The organism is Streptomyces sp. NA04227, assembly GCF_013364195.1.
In the GTDB taxonomy this organism is placed as follows: domain Bacteria; phylum Actinomycetota; class Actinomycetes; order Streptomycetales; family Streptomycetaceae; genus Streptomyces.
Genome location: NZ_CP054918.1, coordinates 6,257,478 through 6,274,387, shown reverse-complemented (window position 1 = coordinate 6,274,387; position 16,910 = coordinate 6,257,478). Strand labels below are relative to the sequence as shown.

Annotated in this window: 9 protein-coding genes; 1 reads left to right on the top strand and 8 read right to left on the bottom strand. The window is 71.6% G+C overall.

Going from position 1 to position 16,910, the window contains the following annotated elements; all coding sequences use genetic code 11:
• Positions 1-536 precede the first annotated feature (536 nt).
• From ffh to HUT18_RS26700, 5 genes are all read right to left on the bottom strand, one after another.
• Positions 537-2,090: a signal recognition particle protein gene (gene ffh, locus HUT18_RS26720; protein WP_176103085.1), complete on the bottom strand. Its 1,554-nt coding sequence runs from the start codon at positions 2,088-2,090 to the stop codon at positions 537-539.
• Positions 2,091-2,248: 158 nt separating this feature from the next.
• Positions 2,249-4,819: a [protein-PII] uridylyltransferase gene (locus tag HUT18_RS26715; protein WP_176103084.1), complete on the bottom strand. Its 2,571-nt coding sequence runs from the start codon at positions 4,817-4,819 to the stop codon at positions 2,249-2,251.
• A 239-nt stretch (positions 4,820-5,058) separates the two neighbouring features.
• Positions 5,059-5,397, bottom strand: a complete 339-nt coding sequence (locus HUT18_RS26710; RefSeq protein WP_176103083.1) for a P-II family nitrogen regulator — start codon at positions 5,395-5,397, stop codon at positions 5,059-5,061.
• Positions 5,394-6,731 (bottom strand): ammonium transporter, encoded by a 1,338-nt coding sequence (locus tag HUT18_RS26705; RefSeq protein WP_176103082.1) that lies wholly within the window; start codon positions 6,729-6,731, stop codon positions 5,394-5,396. Before HUT18_RS26705 ends, HUT18_RS26710 begins: the two co-directional genes overlap by 4 nt.
• A gap of 439 nt (positions 6,732-7,170) precedes the next feature.
• Positions 7,171-8,646 carry a hypothetical protein gene (locus tag HUT18_RS26700; RefSeq protein WP_176103081.1) on the bottom strand — a complete coding sequence of 492 codons (1,476 nt, stop codon included), beginning with the start codon at positions 8,644-8,646 and terminating at the stop codon, positions 7,171-7,173.
• A 467-nt stretch (positions 8,647-9,113) separates the two neighbouring features.
• Between HUT18_RS26700 and HUT18_RS26695 the strand changes: the two genes are divergently transcribed.
• Positions 9,114-9,785, top strand: coding sequence for a bifunctional DNA primase/polymerase (locus HUT18_RS26695; protein WP_176103080.1), 672 nt, complete (start codon positions 9,114-9,116; stop codon positions 9,783-9,785).
• A 190-nt stretch (positions 9,786-9,975) separates the two neighbouring features.
• On the opposite strand, the gene ftsY is transcribed toward HUT18_RS26695, so the two are convergent.
• From ftsY to smc, 3 genes are all read right to left on the bottom strand, one after another.
• Entirely contained in the window at positions 9,976-11,181 is a 1,206-nt protein-coding gene (ftsY, locus tag HUT18_RS26690) for a signal recognition particle-docking protein FtsY (protein WP_176103079.1), read from the bottom strand.
• A gap of 274 nt (positions 11,182-11,455) precedes the next feature.
• Positions 11,456-12,880, bottom strand: a complete 1,425-nt coding sequence (locus tag HUT18_RS26685; RefSeq protein ID WP_176103078.1) for a sugar porter family MFS transporter — start codon at positions 12,878-12,880, stop codon at positions 11,456-11,458.
• Between the two features lie 236 nt (positions 12,881-13,116).
• Positions 13,117-16,668, bottom strand: coding sequence for a chromosome segregation protein SMC (gene smc / locus HUT18_RS26680; protein WP_176103077.1), 3,552 nt, complete (start codon positions 16,666-16,668; stop codon positions 13,117-13,119).
• Positions 16,669-16,910 lie beyond the last annotated feature (242 nt).

Here is a 16,910-nt window from a genome sequence, read left to right as displayed (position 1 = left end):
GCAACCGGCACGCTCCGGGGCAGGCCCGTACGTAGGCGCATCCATCCGCCGACAAGGGCCGCATCTCCGCATTCCGGACCGGCGTCCGGACCACCCCGCACACCGCCGCAAGGCTCCTGCCTGCACGGATGTCCGGAGGTTGCGATTCCGGGGTCATGGCCAGACGCAGAGGGTACCGGCCGGGGCCCCGGCCGCACCAACTCACCCCTCGCACTCCGGCCATCCGGCGAACGCCCGCGCCGCCCGCTCCACGGCCGCCTCCCACCCCAGGTCAGAGGCACCGGCGCATCGGAGCACAGGGCGGGCGCGCACTCGACGGCGCACTCCCCATCGGACGCACGCCGCAGGGCGCGGTCCGGCGCCCGGGAGGGCTCGTACGGGCAGACGAGGGTCGTACGACAACGGCCGTACGGCGCCGCGAAGTTGGCAACAAATGACAACTTCGCCGCCGACCACCCGCGAGAGCGAGCCGCACGCACCGCACGACGCGCTCCCGCCAGGCGGACTCAGCCCGACTCAGCCAGACTCGGCCCGACTCAGCCCATGAACTTCTTGAACTCGTCGGGGAGTTCGAAGTCCTTGCCGGGCTCGCCGGCCGGGAGGCCGAAGGCCCCGCCGTTCTCCGCGGCCTGCTGGCGGCGCAGCTCGGCCTCCTGCTCCTGCTGCTTGCGCTTCATCGGGTTGCCGGAGCGCTGCTTGCCCTTGGCCTGCTTCTGCTTCTTCTTCTGACGGCCGGGGCCGCCACCCATGCCCGGCATCCCGGGCATTCCCGGCATGCCGCCGCCCTGGGCCATCCGCGACATCATCTTGCGCGCCTCGAAGAAGCGCTCGACGAGGTTCTTGACCGCGCTGACCTCGACACCGGAGCCCTTGGCGATACGGGCACGGCGCGAACCGTTGATGATCGTCGGTTCCTGGCGCTCGCCGGGCGTCATCGACTTGATGATCGCGGCGGTACGGTCCACATCGCGTTCGTCGAGGTTGTTGATCTGGTCCTTGACCTGGGCCATGCCCGGGAGCATGCCGAGCAGCTTGCTGATACTGCCCATCTTCCTGACCTGCTCCATCTGGGCCAGGAAGTCGTCGAGGGTGAAGTCCTTGCCCTTGGCGCTCGCCAGCTTGGAGGCCATCTTCTCGGCCTCTTGCTGACTGAAGGTCTGCTCCGCCTTCTCGATCAGCGTGAGCACATCGCCCATGCCGAGGATGCGGGAGGCCATCCGGTCCGGGTGGAACGCGTCGAAGTCGTCCAGCTTCTCGCCGTTGGAGGCGAACATGATCTGGCGGCCGGTGACGTGCGCGATGGACAGCGCGGCACCACCGCGGGCGTCGCCGTCGAGCTTGGAGAGCACCACGCCGTCGAAGCCGACGCCGTCGCGGAAGGCCTCGGCGGTGTTGACCGCGTCCTGACCGATCATCGCGTCGACGACGAACAGGATCTCGTCCGGCTTGACCGCGTCCCGGATGTCCGCGGCCTGCTGCATCATCTCCTGGTCGATACCGAGGCGGCCCGCGGTGTCGACGATGACGATGTCGTGCTGCTTGGTGCGCGCGTACTCGATCGAGTCCTGCGCCACCCGCACCGGGTCGCCGACGCCGTTGCCCGGCTCGGGCGCGTAGATGCCGACCTCGGCGCGCTCGGCGACCACCGCGAGCTGGTTGACGGCGTTCGGGCGCTGGAGGTCACAGGCCACCAGGAGCGGGGCGTGGCCCTGGCCCTTGAGCCAGCGGCCGAGCTTGCCGGCCAGGGTGGTCTTACCGGCACCCTGCAGACCCGCCAGCATGATCACGGTGGGCGGCTGCTTGGCGAAGCGCAGGCGCCGCGTCTCCCCGCCGAGGATGCCGACGAGTTCCTCGTTGACGATCTTGATGACCTGCTGGGCCGGGTTCAGGGCCTGCGAGACCTCGATGCCGAGCGCGCGTTCCTTGATCTGCTTGATGAAGGCCCGCACCACCGGCAGCGCGACGTCCGCCTCGAGCAGGGCGATACGGATCTCGCGCGCCGTGGCGTCGATGTCCGCCTCGCTGAGGCGCCCCTTGCCGCGGAGGCTCTTGAATGTCGCTGCGAGGCGGTCGGAAAGAGTGTCGAACACGGCGGTCGCGAATCCTCGGGTCGAAGGCGCCTACCCGCCCCGGTTTCAGGGCTCGGGAAGCTGACAGGACGTACAGGTCGTCCTCCAGGGTATCCGGCCGTCCGGGAAGCGGTCTGCACCCCGTGCACGGCCGGATTCCTCACAACCGCCGGAGGAGGTCAGGAACGCAAAGTCTTCTCCAGGTCGCGGGCCAGGGTGGCGGCCTGGTCGTCGCCCAGCGGACGGCCGTCGGCCCCGGTCACGTAGAAGGCGTCGACGGCGTTCGCGCCCAGGGTGGACACATGCGCGCTGCGTACCCGTACGCCGGACTCCTCCAGGGCGCGGCCGATGCGGTGCAGGAGCCCGGGGGCGTCGTGGGCGCGGACCTCGATGACGGTGGCGCGGTGCGAGCTGTCCGAGGCGGGGCTCACGCGCGGCGGCGGGGCGACGGTGCCCCGGCGGCGCGGATAGGCGGCGTCGCGTTCGGCGAGCCTGCTGGCGATGTTCAGGGAGCCGTCCAGGGCGCGCACCAGGTCGGCGCGCAGCCGCGCGGCCTGCGGCAGCGAGCCGTACTCGGCGGCGACCCGCCAGTCGAGCAGCAGCACCGGGGCGCCGGAGGCGTTGTCGCCGGTCCCGGTGGCGCCGCCGGTCCCGCCTGCTCGGTCGGCCCAGTCCGCCGTCGCCCGGCTCTCGCGGCCCCCGCCTCCTAGTTGCTCCGGCAGGTCGAGGGCGCGCAGCTCGGCGGTTCGTACGGTCAGCCGGTGCATGGCGAGCACCCCGGCCACGGCGGGCAGTACGCCCGGCTGGTCGGGTACGGCGATGATCAGCTCCACGCCGAGCGGCTCGGGTCCGGCGGGCGGCGGGTCAGAGTTGTCGGCGTTGTCGGCGTTGCTGGCGTTGCCGGCGGCGGGCGGGGTCTCGCTGTGGGCGCGCAAGGCGAGTACGGGACCGCCGGTGCGGTGGGCCTCCACCGCGAGGCGTTCCTGTTCGGCGGTCGGCGCCGGGTCCTCGACCGCCGGCACCTCCTCGCCGCTGAGCAGGGCGGCGGCCCGGCGCACCAGTTCGCCGACCAGGGAGCCGCGCCAGGCGGACCAGGCGGCGGGGCCGGTGGCGAGGGCGTCGGCCTCGGTCAGCGCGTGCAGCAGTTCCAGGGTGGAGGTGGTGCCCACGGCGTCGGCGACGGCGCGTACCGTCGCCGGGTCCTCGAGGTCGCGGCGGGTTGCGGTCTCCACGAGCAGCAGATGGTGGCGGACCAGGGTGGCGAGGACGGCGGCGTCGGCCGGGTCGAAGCCGATGCGGGCGGCGACGTCCCGGGCGATGATCTCCCCGGCCTCGCTGTGGTCGCCGGGCCAGCCCTTGCCGATGTCGTGCAGCAGCGCGGCGACCAGGAGCAGGTCGGGCCGGTGGACGCGGCGGGTGCGCTCGGCGGCCTGTACGGCTGTCTCGACCAGATGCCGGTCGACGGTCCAGGTGTGCACGGCGTTGCGCTGCGGGCGGCAGCGCACGCGTTCCCAGTCCGGCAGCAGTTTGCTGATCAGTCCCTCGGCCTCCAGCGCCTCCCAGACCTGGACGGTGGGGCGGCCCGCGCCGAGCAGTGTCACGAGTTGTTCGCGGGCCTCGGCGGGCCATGGCGTGGACAGCGCGGCGGTGCCCGCGGCCAGGCGGCGCACCGCGTGCAGGGACAGCGGGAGCCCGGCCTGTGCCGCGGCGGCCGCGGCGCGCAGCGGCAGTACGGGGTCGCGTTCGGGCCGTGCGCCGCGGGCGAGGACGACCTCGCCCTCCTGCTCGACCACGCCTTCGGCCAGCGGTGAGCGCTCGGGCGTCTGCTTGCCGCCGATCAGGGCGCGCAGCCGGGGGCGTACGGAGCGGGCGCGCAGGACCCGGCCGACCTCGCGCCAGGTGACGTCGCTGGCGTAGGAGATGGTGCGGGCGGCCTCGTAGACCTGGCGCAGCAGGGCGTCGGCGTCGAGCAGTCCGAGGGCGGCGGCGACCTGGTCCTGTTCCTGGAGGGAGAGCCGGTCGGTGGCCCGCCCGGTGACCAGATGCAGGGCGTCGCGTACGTCGAGGAGGTGGCGGCGGGCCTCGTCGAGTCCGCCGCGGGGTGCGTCGGCGAGCCAGGAGGCGGCGACCGCGCGCAGGGCGGTGGCGTCGCGCAGTCCGCCGCGGGCCTCCTTGAGGTCGCCCTCCAGGAGGTACTGGAGTTCGCCCTGGCGTGCGGCCCGCTCGGCGCACAGTTCCTGGAGTTCGGGCAGTCGTTTGGGGGCCTGGTTGCGCCAGTCGGCGAGGACGGTGGTGCGCAGCGAGGCGGTGAGGCCGAGGTCGCCCGCGAGATGGCGGGCGTCCAGCAGGCCGAGCTGGACCTTGAGGTCCTCGGCGGCGGTTTTGCGGGCCTCGGCGGGGGTGCGTACCGAGTGGTCGAGGGCGAGGCCGAGGTCCCAGACCGGGTACCAGAGGCCGTCGGCGAGGGCGGCGAGCGCGGCCGGGTCGGCGCTGCCGTCGTGCAGGAGCACCAGGTCGAGGTCGCTGCGCGGGGAGAGTTCGCCGCGCCCGTAGCCGCCGACGGCGAGCAGGCTGACGCCGCGCAGCCCGTCCGCGGCCTGGGCGAAGAGCTGCTGCAGCCAGGTGTCGGTGAGTTCCGCCAGGGCCGCGCGCCGCGGCGGCCCCTGCTGCTCCTCCTGGTTGAGGAGGAGCAGCCGGGCCGCCGCATAGCCGGGTGGGGTGTCGCCGTGGTTCGTCTCGTCCGCAGTCATGCCGGTGTCTTCCGTACCTTCCCGCACACTCGTCACCTGGCGACTCCCGTTTCGGTTGTGGGTCCTAGGTCCTGTCGTCACATTCCCGCCGTCGCCCGGAGGGCGGCTCTGCGGCGTCTGGTGCGTGCTCTCGGCGTGCCGGCCGAATGCCCTCGTAGTGGACCTACTTGGGCTTTTGGCCGGTGCGCCGAGAGTGCGTGCCAGGCGTCGCGGGGCAGGCGGGAATTTGACGGCAGGGCCTACAGGGCGTCCGGTCCGCGTTCGCCGGTGCGCACCCGTACCGCCTCCTCGACGGGGACGGACCAGACCTTTCCGTCTCCGATCTTGCCGGTACGGGCGGCCTTCACGACGACGTCGATGAGCTGTTCGGCGTCGCCGTCCTCGGCGAGGACCTCGATACGGATCTTGGGCACCAGGTCGACGGTGTACTCCGCGCCCCGGTAGACCTCGGTGTGACCGCGCTGGCGGCCGTATCCGCTGGCCTCGGTGACGGTCAGCCCGTGCACCCCGAAGGCCTGCAGGGCCTCCTTGATCTCGTCGAGCCGGTGCGGCTTGACGACCGCGGTGATGAGCTTCATGCGTCCACCTTCCTGGAGTCTGCCGCCTGGGCGGGGGCCACGCCGCGGGAGGCGCCGCCGCCCGCACCGCTGAAGTCGTATGCGGTCTCGGCGTGCTCAACCTGGTCGATGCCGAGTACCTCGTCGTCCTCGCTGACGCGCATACCGATCGCCTTGTCGACGAGGAAGGCGAGGATCGCGGAGGCCACGAAGGAGTAGGCCAGGACGCCGCCGACTCCGGCGAGCTGCTTCCACAGCTGGTCGAACTCGTGGTCGCCGTAGAACACGCCGGCCACGTCGGACTGGCCGCCGCCGGTGGCGAAGAAGCCGACGAGTACGGAGCCGACCACGCCGCCGACCAGGTGGACGCCGACGACGTCGAGGGAGTCGTCGTAGCCGAACTTGTACTTCAGGCCGACGGCCATGGCGCACAGCAGACCGGCGATGGCGCCGATGGCGATCGCGCCGAGCGGGGAGCAGGAGCCGCCGGACGGGGTGATCGCGACGAGACCGGCGACCGCGCCGGAGGCGGCGCCGAGTGTGGTGAACGCGCCGTGGCGGATCTTCTCGTAGGCGAGCCAGGCCAGCATGGCGGCGGCGGTGGCGACCTGGGTGTTGAGGAACATCAGCGCGCCGACGCCGTCGTCGTTGCCGAGCCAGGATCCGGCGTTGAAGCCGAACCAGCCGAACCACAGCAGACCGGCGCCGAGCATGACCAGCGGCAGGCTGTGCGGGCGCATCGGGTCCTTCTTGAAGCCGACCCGCTTGCCGATCACCAGGATCACGCCGAAGGCGGCCGCACCGGCGTTGATGTGCACGGCGGTACCGCCGGCGAAGTCGATGACGCCGAGCTCGAAGGCCCAGCCGCCGGTGCCCCAGACCCAGTGCGCGACGGGGAAGTAGACGATCGTGGCCCACAGCGCGACGAACAGCGCCCAGGCGGTGAACTTCACCCGGTCCGCGAGCGCACCGCTGATCAGGGCGGGCGTGATGATCGCGAACATCAGCTGGAAGACCGCGAAGACATAGACCGGAATCGTGTAGCCGTCCCACAGCTGGTTCAGGCCGATGCCGCTGAGACCGACGTAGTCGGACTCCCAGCCGATGAGGCTGCCCTTGTCGGTGCCGAAGGCCATCGAGAACCCGTAGAGCACCCACAGGAGGGTGACGATGCCCAGGCTGATGAAGCTCATCATCAGCATGTTCAGGGTGCTCTTGACGCGGACCATGCCTCCGTAGAAGAAGGCCAGGGCCGGGGTCATGAGCATCACCAGGGCGGAACAGATCAGCATGAACCCGGTGTTGGCGGCAGACAGCTGCGGCGTGTCTGCGGCAAGCGTGATGCCTGGGGGCATCGGCGTCTCCTCGTTGTCGTACGGCCCGTGCGGGGATGCCTGAGCGGATGGGGCGGGCCGGTTATGACGGTCGAGATTCGCGCAGCGCCGTTTCGGACGATGCCGCTCGATGTTTCGCCGCGGTGACGAAGGGAGCGGCGGTGTTACGCGTGGATGAACCGCCGGAGGGTACGACCGCCGATCGTTATCGTGGCGCAACCTTGAGTGCGCGGATCGGAGCGGCTCGCCGGGCGTGGGCCCGGGATGCGGCAGCGGGCCGACCGCATACGAACGGGGCCGAGGGTGTTTACGAAGGCGGCCGTACGTGAACGCCGACCGGCCGCGGCGGGCCTCGGGTGACTGGCGGGGGAGCCGAGTCGGTCCGTAGGTGAGGCCGCCGCGGCCGGGGCCGGGGGGTGGCGCGCGGGCCGGGCCGCGCGCCGTGGGGGTGGTGCTCGGGTCAGACGGCCATGGCCGTCTCGGGCAGATGAAGCGCGAGGTGTTCGGTGAGCTGGACGACCTCGGTGACGTCGCCGAACTCGCGCACCGCGGTGTCGACGGTCTTGCGGATCCGGGTGTTGACGCGTTCCGAGCGGACCTTGCGGGCGACGGTCATGGCCTGCGCCGCCAGGTCCGCGCTCTGCTCGGGCTCGCGCCGCAGCAGATGCACGGTGGCCATGCCGATGAGGTTCAGCGCGTACGAACGCTGGTGCTCCTCGTCCTTGCCGAACAGTTCCACCGCCCTCGCCATCACCGGCTCGGCGAGGCTGGCGTAGGTGGGGCTGCGGCCCGCGACATAGGCGAGGTCGCGGTAGGAGTGGGCGTTCTCGCCGTGCAGTTCGGCGCGGGAGAAGAAGCGGATCCAGTCCGGCTCGGGTTCGGTGAACTCCTCGGCGTCCTCGAAGGTGTCCTCGGCCATCCGCACCGCACGCTTGCACTTGCCGGGCTGGCCCATGTTGGCGTATGCCCGCGCCTCCATCGCGTGCAGCATGGCCTGGGTGCGCGGGCCCGCGCAGTCGCGGCTGCCGTACTGCGCCAGGTGCACCAGCTCCAGGGCGTCCTCGGGACGGCCGAGGTGGATCATCTGGCGGCTCATGCTGGACAGGATGTACGAGCCGAGCGGCTTGTCGCCCGCCTCCTTCGCGGCGTGCAGGGCGAGCACGAAGTACTTCTGGGCGGTGGGCTGGAGGCCCACGTCGTAGCTCATCCACCCGGCCAGTTCGGCGAGTTCGGCCGCGACCTTGAACAGGCGCCGCGCGGTGGGCTCGGGCTGGGACTCCTGGAGCAGGTCGGTGACCTCGTGCAGCTGGCCGACGACCGCCTTGCGGCGCAGGCCGCCGCCGCACTGGGCGTCCCACTGGCGGAACATCACGGCGGTGGATTCCAGGAGTTCGAGCTCGGGCGGGGAGAGCTTGCCGCCGCGGCGGGCACCGGCGGAATCGGCCGCCTGGGCGCCGCCGCCACCGGGCGTGGGCACCAGCCAGCGCTGCATCGGTTCGACCAGGGACGGCCCGGCCGCGAGAGCGAGCGAGCTGCCGAGGAAGCCGCGCCGGGCGAGCATCAGGTCGCTGCGGGAGAACTCCCCGAGCAGCGCCACGGTCTGCGGTCCGGTCCACGGCAGGTCGACCCCGGACACGGAGGGCGACTGGTGGGCGGCGCGCAGGCCGAGGTCCTCCACCGCGACCACGCAGCCGAAGCGTTCGGAGAACAGTTCGGACAGGATCCGCGGAATCGGTTCACGCGGGTTCTCGCCGTCCAGCCACCGGCGCACCCGCGAGGTGTCGGTGGAGATGTGACTGGCACCCAACTGCCGTGCCCGGCGGTTCACTTGACGCGCCAGCTCGCCCTTCGACCAGCCACTTCGCACGAACCACGAGCCGAGCAGCTCATTGGGACGCTTGTCCGCAGCCGTACCGCTCGCGCCGTTGCCGCCCACTGCGATGCCCCCATCCCTCGGGATTCTCAAGGCCGTTGGTCACTCGTGCCCATTCCTTCGTGCCCAACCCCTACCAGAATGCGGAAGGCCCTGGTCCTCATATCGGCGGGACACCACCCGTCGAACAGGGAACCGACTTGCCGTTGGCATACCCACAACTACGCGCAACCACCGGGGTCGTGTACCGAAAGTAATCCTACGATCACCCCTCTCGCGAGGTCGATCCCTGAAACGCCACCATTCGCCACCCCTTCCCACGAACTCCCTTGGCCCGCCGCACGATTCACTTGACATAGGACAGACGAAAGGCGCCGATGCGGGGTACGCCCCGGCGTGCACCGCTTCGTTCACCACCCGGCGCGCGTCAACGCGCCGTCGCCGGGCGGCACCGCGGGGAAGTCAGGAACTGTCGGTCACGAGCCGGTCCGTCGCGTAACCCCCTGCACGGCGGGCCCGTTGGAGGAGGCATGGGCTTCACGATCGGCGGCATCCGGGAACGCCGCACGAGTTCCCGGCGCCGCGGCCGCGGCGCGGACTGCACCACCGTTGCCGAACTGACCGGACTGTGGGGCTGGGAGGCGGTGCCCGGCGCCCGCGCGGCGGGCGGCAGATGCTCCTGCGGCCTGGCCGCCTGCCCCTCCCCCGGCGCCCATCCACTGGACTTCGCCCCGGTGGTGCCCGCCGGGGCCGCACTCGACGAGGTCGCTCAGACCTGGGGATCCTTCCCCGGAGCGGCGGTGATGCTGCCGGTCGGCCGCGCCTTCGAGATCATCGAGGTCGACGAGGCCGCGGGACGGCGCGGCCTGGTCCGCCTGGAACGCATGGGCCTGCCGACCGGCCCGGTCGCCCTCACCCCCGAGGGGCGGGCGCAGTTCTTCGTCGCCCCCGGCGCGGCCGCCGAACTGCCCGCGCTGCTCTACCGGATGGGCTGGGACGACGCCCGCCTCGACCTGCGCTGCCTGGGCCCCGGCAGCCACATCACCGCCCCGCCCTCGGACCGCGGCGGCCTCGGCCCGGTCCAGTGGCTGCGCTCCCCCGCCCTCGCCGAAGCCACCCGCCGCCCGCCACAGGCGCGGCTCCTGCTCGGCACCCTCGCCCACGCCGCCCATCGGTACGCGGTACGCGGCACTGCCGGATAGCGGCACCCCGGGCTGCCGGTGCGGTGGGGGCACCGCGGGGACAGCCGGGGCCCGACGACCTCGTACAAACCCAGGACCCGCAGGACGAACCCAGGACCCGTACAGCGAAAAACCCCGGCTCGCGAAATTCGCGGGCCGGGGCTTCCCGTGTTCCGTGCCGGTGTCGCACCGGCCGCGCGGATGGCGGGAATCAGTCGCCGATGAGGGCGTCGACGAACGCCTCCGGCTCGAAGGGCGCGAGGTCGTCCGGGCCCTCGCCGAGGCCGACGAGCTTGACCGGGACGCCGAGTTCACGCTGGACGGCGACCACGATGCCGCCCTTGGCCGTGCCGTCGAGCTTGGTCAGGACGATGCCGGTGATGTCGACGACCTCCGCGAACACCCGTGCCTGGACAAGACCGTTCTGACCGGTGGTGGCGTCGAGGACGAGGAGTACCTCGTCCAGCGGGGCGTGCTTCTCGACGACGCGCTTGACCTTGCCGAGCTCGTCCATCAGGCCGGCCTTGGTGTGCAGGCGGCCCGCGGTGTCGATCAGGACGACGTCGGCGCCGGTCTCGGCACCCTCCTTGACCGCGTCGAAGGCAACCGAGGCGGGGTCACCGGCCTCCGGGCCGCGCACGGTCAGCGCGCCGACCCGCTCGCCCCAGGTCTGCAACTGGTCGGCGGCGGCAGCGCGGAAGGTGTCCGCGGCGCCGAGCAGGACGATCTTGCCGTCGGCGACCAGGACCCGGGCCAGCTTGCCGGTGGTGGTGGTCTTGCCGGTGCCGTTGACACCGACGACCATCACGATGCCCGGGGTGTCCAGCGGGGACTCGGTGTGCACCGTGCGGTCCATGTCGGTGCCGACCAGGGCGAGCAGTTCCTCGCGGAGCAGGGTCCGCAGCTCCTGCGGGGTGCGGGTGCCCAGGACCTTCACGCGGGCGCGCAGCCGGTCGACGAGCTCGGTGGTCGCGGCGACCCCGACGTCGGCGGTGAGCAGGGTGTCCTCGATCTCCTCCCAGGTGTCCTCGTCGAGGTGCTCCCGGGACAGCAGGGACAGCAGGCCCTTGCCGAGGGCGTTCTGCGAGCGGGAGAGCCGGGCCCGCAGCCGGATCAGCCGCCCGGCGCTCGGCTCGGGCACCTCGATCGGGGTGGGCGCCTCGGGCTCGACCAGGACCGGCGAGGGCTCCGCGCCCTCGGGCAGGCCGACCTCTTCGACGGTTCGGCGGGATTCGTCGCTCGGTGCCCCGGCCTCGTCGCCGACGTGCGGCTCAGCCGGAGGAGCGGTGATGTCGGGGGTGGTGGTGGGCGCCTCGGGCGGCGGCAGCTGCTTCTTGCGGCGGCTGCCGATCACGAGCCCGCCGAGCGCGCCGATCACGACGACGGCGATGACTACAGCAAGGATGACGATTTCCATCAGACTCCTAGCGAGGGGGCCAACGGCTTCAGCCGGTGGGGGAATCGCTTCCCTGGCTTTTGGTGCTTTCTGCTCGTCCCGTCAGGGATCGGTTCGGGCTGGACCGCAACCCTCGGGTTGGAAGCCCCCCTCCTTCCGGTGGGGGAGCGGAGTCACAACGCCACCCAGTATCGGCCATTCGCCGGTACTGCTATGCGTGCCCCACCGCGGGCCGGTCACGGAGGCGGGACCAGGAGCCTTGGTTCCTGGTCCCGCCTCCGTGACCGGCCCGTGTTCAGCCCATCTCTTCCAGCGTCTTGCCCTTGGTCTCGGGGACGAACTTCAGCACGAACGGGATGGAGAGCGCGGCGAACACCGTGTAGATCACGTACGTGGTGGCGAGGTTCCAGTCGGCCAGGGACGGGAAGCTCGCGGTGATGGCCCAGTTGGCGATCCACTGCGCGGAGGCCGCGACGCCGAGCGCGGCGGCGCGGATCCGGTTCGGGAACATCTCGCCGAGGAAGACCCACACGACCACACCCCAGGACAGGGCGAAGAAGAGCACGAACCAGTGGGCCGCGACCAGCGCCACCCAGCCCTGCGTCTCGGGCAGCTTCCCGTCCACCAGGTCGTACGAGAACGCCCACGCCTCCAGCGCCAGGCCGATGACCATGCCGACGGAGCCGATGAGGGCGAGCGGGCGGCGGCCGATCCGGTCGACGAAGATCATCGCGATCACGGTGCCGATGATGTTGATGATCGAGGTGGTGAACGAGTAGAAGAACGAGTCGGCCGGGTTCACACCCACGGACTGCCACAGCGTCGAGGAGTAGTAGAAGGCGACGTTGATGCCGACGAGCTGCTGGAACGCGGACAGGCCGATGCCGACCCAGACGATCGGCTTGAAGAAGAACCCGCCGCCGCCGAGCAGGTCCTTGAAGGTGGACTTGTGCTCGCGGTGCATGGCGCTGCGGATCTCCTCCAGCCGCCCGTCGAGATCCGTGCCCTCGCCCTCCACCTCGGCGAGCACCTCACGCGCCTCGCTGTCCTTGCCCGCCGAGATGAGAAAGCGCGGCGACTCGGGGATCGCGAAGGAGAGCAGCAGGTACAGGATCGAGGGGATCACCATCACGCCCAGCATCAACTGCCAGGCCTCCAGGCCGAGCAGCTCGCCGCGCTGGTCGCCGTCGGCGGCGTTGAGGATGCCCCAGTTCACGAGCTGTGAGACCGCGATGCCGAACACGATGGCCGCCTGCTGGAAGGAGCCGAGGCGGCCGCGGTAGGCGGGCGGCGCGACCTCGGCGATGTAGGCGGGGCCGATGACGGAGGCCATGCCGATCGCGAAACCGCCGACGATGCGCCACATCGCGAGGTCCCAGAGCGCGAACGGCACCGCCGAGCCGACCGCGCTGATGGTGAACAGCACGGCCGAGATCTGCATACAGCGGATACGGCCGATCCGGTCCGCGATTCGGCCCGCGGTGGCGGCGCCGATCGCACAGCCGATCAGGGCGATCGCGATGACCTGCGCCAGGGTTCCGGAGCCGATGTCGTAGCGGTGGCGGATGGCCTCCACGGCACCGTTGATGACGGAGCTGTCGTAACCGAAGAGGAATCCGCCCATGGCGGCCGCGGCGGCGATGAAGACGACGTGCCCGAGGTGCTCGGACCCTCCGGTGCTGCTGGCCCCCGACTGCGGGGCCCGCGATGTGCTGGTCACGTGTTACTCCTCTGGCCACGGCCTGCGCCGGGTTCGGGGCATGAGCCCTTCCAGTGGTGCACAGCTTCCATGCGCCCACCACCTGAAGGGAAGCGGTACGCAGGAGACCATATGTCTTCAAGTTTTTACGTCAAGGGTTAGGTTCAAGTCGCCGTAGGCTCGATATCGAAACTTTGCGTTCAACTGTCGAAGAGATCTTGTGCCTTACGGGATCCAGCCCGTCGGCAGAGCGCACCTCAGCGCAGGCGCTGGCTGATCACCTTGGAGACGCCGTCGCCCTGCATCGACACCCCGTAGAGCGCGTCGGCGACTTCCATGGTCCGCTTCTGGTGCGTGATGACGATGAGCTGCGAGGCCTCCTGCAGCTCCTGCATGATGCGGATCAGCCGCTGCAGGTTGGTGTCGTCGAGGGCTGCCTCGACCTCGTCCATCACGTAGAAGGGGCTGGGCCGCGCCTTGAAGATGGACACCAGCATGGCCACGGCGGTCAGCGACCGTTCGCCGCCGGACAGCAGCGAGAGCCGCTTGACCTTCTTGCCCGGGGGCCGCGCCTCGACGTCGACGCCCGTGGTGAGCATGTTGTCCGGGTCGGTGAGCACCAGCCTGCCCTCGCCGCCGGGGAAGAGCCGCGAGAAGACACCCTCGAACTCGCGGGCGGTGTCGCGGTAGGCCTCGGTGAAGACCTGTTCCACCCGCTCGTCGACCTCCTTGACCACCTGGAGCAGGTCGGCGCGGGTCTTCTTCAGGTCCTCCAGCTGCTCGGAGAGGAACTTGTGCCGCTCCTCCAGGGCCGCGAACTCCTCCAGGGCGAGCGGATTGACCTTGCCGAGCTGCTGGTAGGCGCGCTCCGCCGACTTCAGCCGCTTCTCCTGTTCGCCGCGGACGAAGGGCCGCGGCAGGTTGCGCGGGTGCTCGGGGTCCTCCGGGAGTTCCTCGCCCTCGGCGGGCAGCGAGGGCGGCACGAGCTGGTCGGGCCCGTACTCGGCGATCAGGCCCGCCGGTTCGACGCCCAGCTCCTCCAGCGCCTTGGTCTCCAACTGCTCGATACGCATGCGCTTTTCGGCACCGAGCACCTCGCCGCGGTGCACCGAGTCGGTCAGCTTGTCGAGGGCGGACTTCAGGTCGCGCCCCTCCGCGCGGGCCGCGGTGAGCTCGCGCTCGCGTTCCCCCTTGGCCCGCTCGGCGAGCACCCGCTCCGCGTCGGCCCGCCCGAGCGAGAGCTCGACATGGGCGAGCAACTGACGCGCACCGGAGGCCACCGCCTCGGCGACCTCGGCCTCGTGCCGCATCCGCGCCCTGCGCTGCTCGGCCCTGGCCCGCGCCTCGCGCTCGGCGCGCGCCGCACGGTCGAGCCCGTCGGCCCGCCCCGCGAGTCCCTTGACCCGCTCCTCGTGCGTACGGACCTGGAGCCGGGCCTCCATCTCGGTCTGCCGCGCGTTGGCGCCGTCCGCGGCGAGGCGGTCGCGTACGGAGGAGTCGGGCTCGTCCTCGACGGGCAACTCCTCGGCCACGGCGAGCCGTTCGGCCAGTTCCTCGGCCTCGATGGCGGCCTTGTCGTAGGCGTCCTGGGCGCGGGCCGCCGCGGCGGCGGCCCGTTCCGCCTCGCCCGCCGCGCCCCTGGCCTGTCCGCCGAGCCGCCCGAGCTGCTGCGCGACCGAGGACTTCTCCCGGTCGGCGGCCCTCCTGCGCTCGCCGAGTTCCTCCACAAGCGCGGCCGCGGCCCGGCGCCGCTCGCCCGCGCTCTCCCGCTCGGCGGCCAACTCCTCGCAGCGCAGGGCGAGTTGTTCGAGCTGCGCGGCCGCCTCGTCGACGGAGGCCTGCACTTCGAGCAGGCTCGGCGCCCCGGCGGAGCCGCCCTGCGCGAAGTGCGCGCCGAGCAGATCGCCCTCGGCGGTGACGGCGGTCAGCTCCGGGTGTACGTACACCAGGTCCTGGGCGTCCTCCAGGCTCGCGACCACGACCATCCCGTCGAGCAACCGCCGTACCGCGGGCATGAGTTCGTCGGGTCCGCGGACGAGATCGGCGGCGTACGTCAATCCGTCGGCGCGGCTCGCGGGCGCCGGGGCAAAGGCGTCGGCGAGGAGCAGTGCGGCGCGGCCCGCGTCCTGTTTGCGCAGCAGGCGGAGGGCTTCGGCGGCGGTGGCGGGGCTCGCCACGGCGACGGCGTCGGCGGCCGTGCCGAGCGCGGCGGCCAGCGCCACCTCGTGACCGGGCGTGACCCGCAGGAGTTCGGCGGCCGGGCCGAGCAGGCCGGTCAGCCGTTCGCCCGCGTCGAGCAGCGCGCCGGTGCCGTCCTTGCGGCGCAGGCCGAGGGCGAGTGTCTCGTGGCGGGCGGTGAGTGCGGCCCGGGAGCGTTCGGCCTCGCTCGCCGCCTCCCGCGCGGCCGAGAGCGCGGACTCGGCCTCGGCGAGGGCGGCGCGGGCCTCTTCGTGCCGTGCGGCCAGTTCGGTGTCGTCCGCGTCGAGCCCGTCGACCTCGGCCTTGAGCTGCTCGTACTCCTCCTGGGCCGCGCTCGCGCGCTGCTGCGCCTCGTCCCGGGCCACTGCGAGGCGTTCGATCTCCTGCTGGGCGGAGGCGGCGCGGGAACGGGCCGCGCCCGCCTGCGCGTTGAGGCGGGCAAGGCCCTCGCGCCGGTCGGCGATGGCACGGGCCGCGTCCTTCAGGCGCCGTTCCTCCAGGGCCAGTTCGCGTTCGAGTTCGGCGCGGTGCGAGACCGTGTCGTCCAGTGCCCGCTCGGCGGCTTCGAGCGCGGCCTCCAGCTCGGCCTCCTGCTCGCGGATACGGGCCGCCTCGCGCTCCAGGTCCTCCGGGTCACGGCCGCGGCGTTCCTCGGGCGGCGCGCTGGTGGCGCTCTTGATCCGGGCGTCGGCGAGGCTGACCGTGCCGCGCACCCGCTCGGCGAACTGGGAGAGTTCGTACCAGGTCTGCTGGGCCTGCCCCAGACGCGGCGCGAGCCTGCCCACCTCGTCCTCGAGTCGGGCCTCGCGGGTCAGCGCGGCCTTGAGCGCGGCTTCGGTCTCTTCCTTGCGTGCCTTGAGCGCGGCCTCGTCGGCGACCTCGGTCCTGAGGGCTTCGCGCAGCGCCACGAGATCGTCGGCGAGCAGCCGCAGGCGGGCGTCGCGCAGGTCGGCCTGGATGACGGCGGCCCGGCGGGCGACGGCGGCCTGTCTGCCAAGTGGCTTGAGCTGGCGGCGCAGTTCGTCGGTGAGGTCCTGGACGCGGGCGAGGTTGGCCTGCATCGCGTCCAGTTTGCGCAGCGCCTTCTCCTTGCGCTTGCGGTGCTTGAGTACCCCGGCGGCCTCCTCGATGAAGGCGCGGCGGCCCATCGGATCGGCGTGCAGAACGGAGTCCAGCTGGCCCTGGCCGACGATGACGTGCATCTCGCGGCCGATACCGGAGTCGGAGAGCAACTCCTGGATGTCGAGCAGCCGACAGGTGTCACCGTTGATCTGGTACTCGCTGCCGCCGTTGCGGAACATGATCCGCGTAATGGTGACTTCGGCGTACTCGATGGGCAGCGCGCCGTCGGAGTTGTCGATGGTCAGCGAGACTTCGGCGCGGCCGAGCGGTGGCCGCCCGGTGGTGCCGGCGAAGATGACGTCTTCCATCTTGCCGCCGCGCAGCGACTTGGCGCCCTGCTCGCCCATGACCCAGCTCAGCGCGTCGACGACATTCGACTTGCCGGAACCGTTGGGTCCGACGACGCAGGTGATGCCCGGTTCGAACCTGAGCGTCGTGGCCGACGCGAAGGATTTGAAGCCGCGCAGGGTCAGGGCCTTGAGGTGCACGCCGGTGGACTCTACCTCCCCGGCCCGCCGCCGCACTGTCCGATCGGGACGTCCTGCGCGCGTCGGCTGACTGGCGCCGGGCGTCTCGGACGGTGAACACTCGGTTTCGCTGTCACAGGTGCAGGGCACATGACAGGTTGAGAAGCGGGAGAACACCGTCCGGGTACGCGCGGAGCGGCCCGGGGCGAGGGGGAAGCGGAGCAAGAAAGAAGGGACGCCAGAGCGTCCCTTGCGAAGTGGAC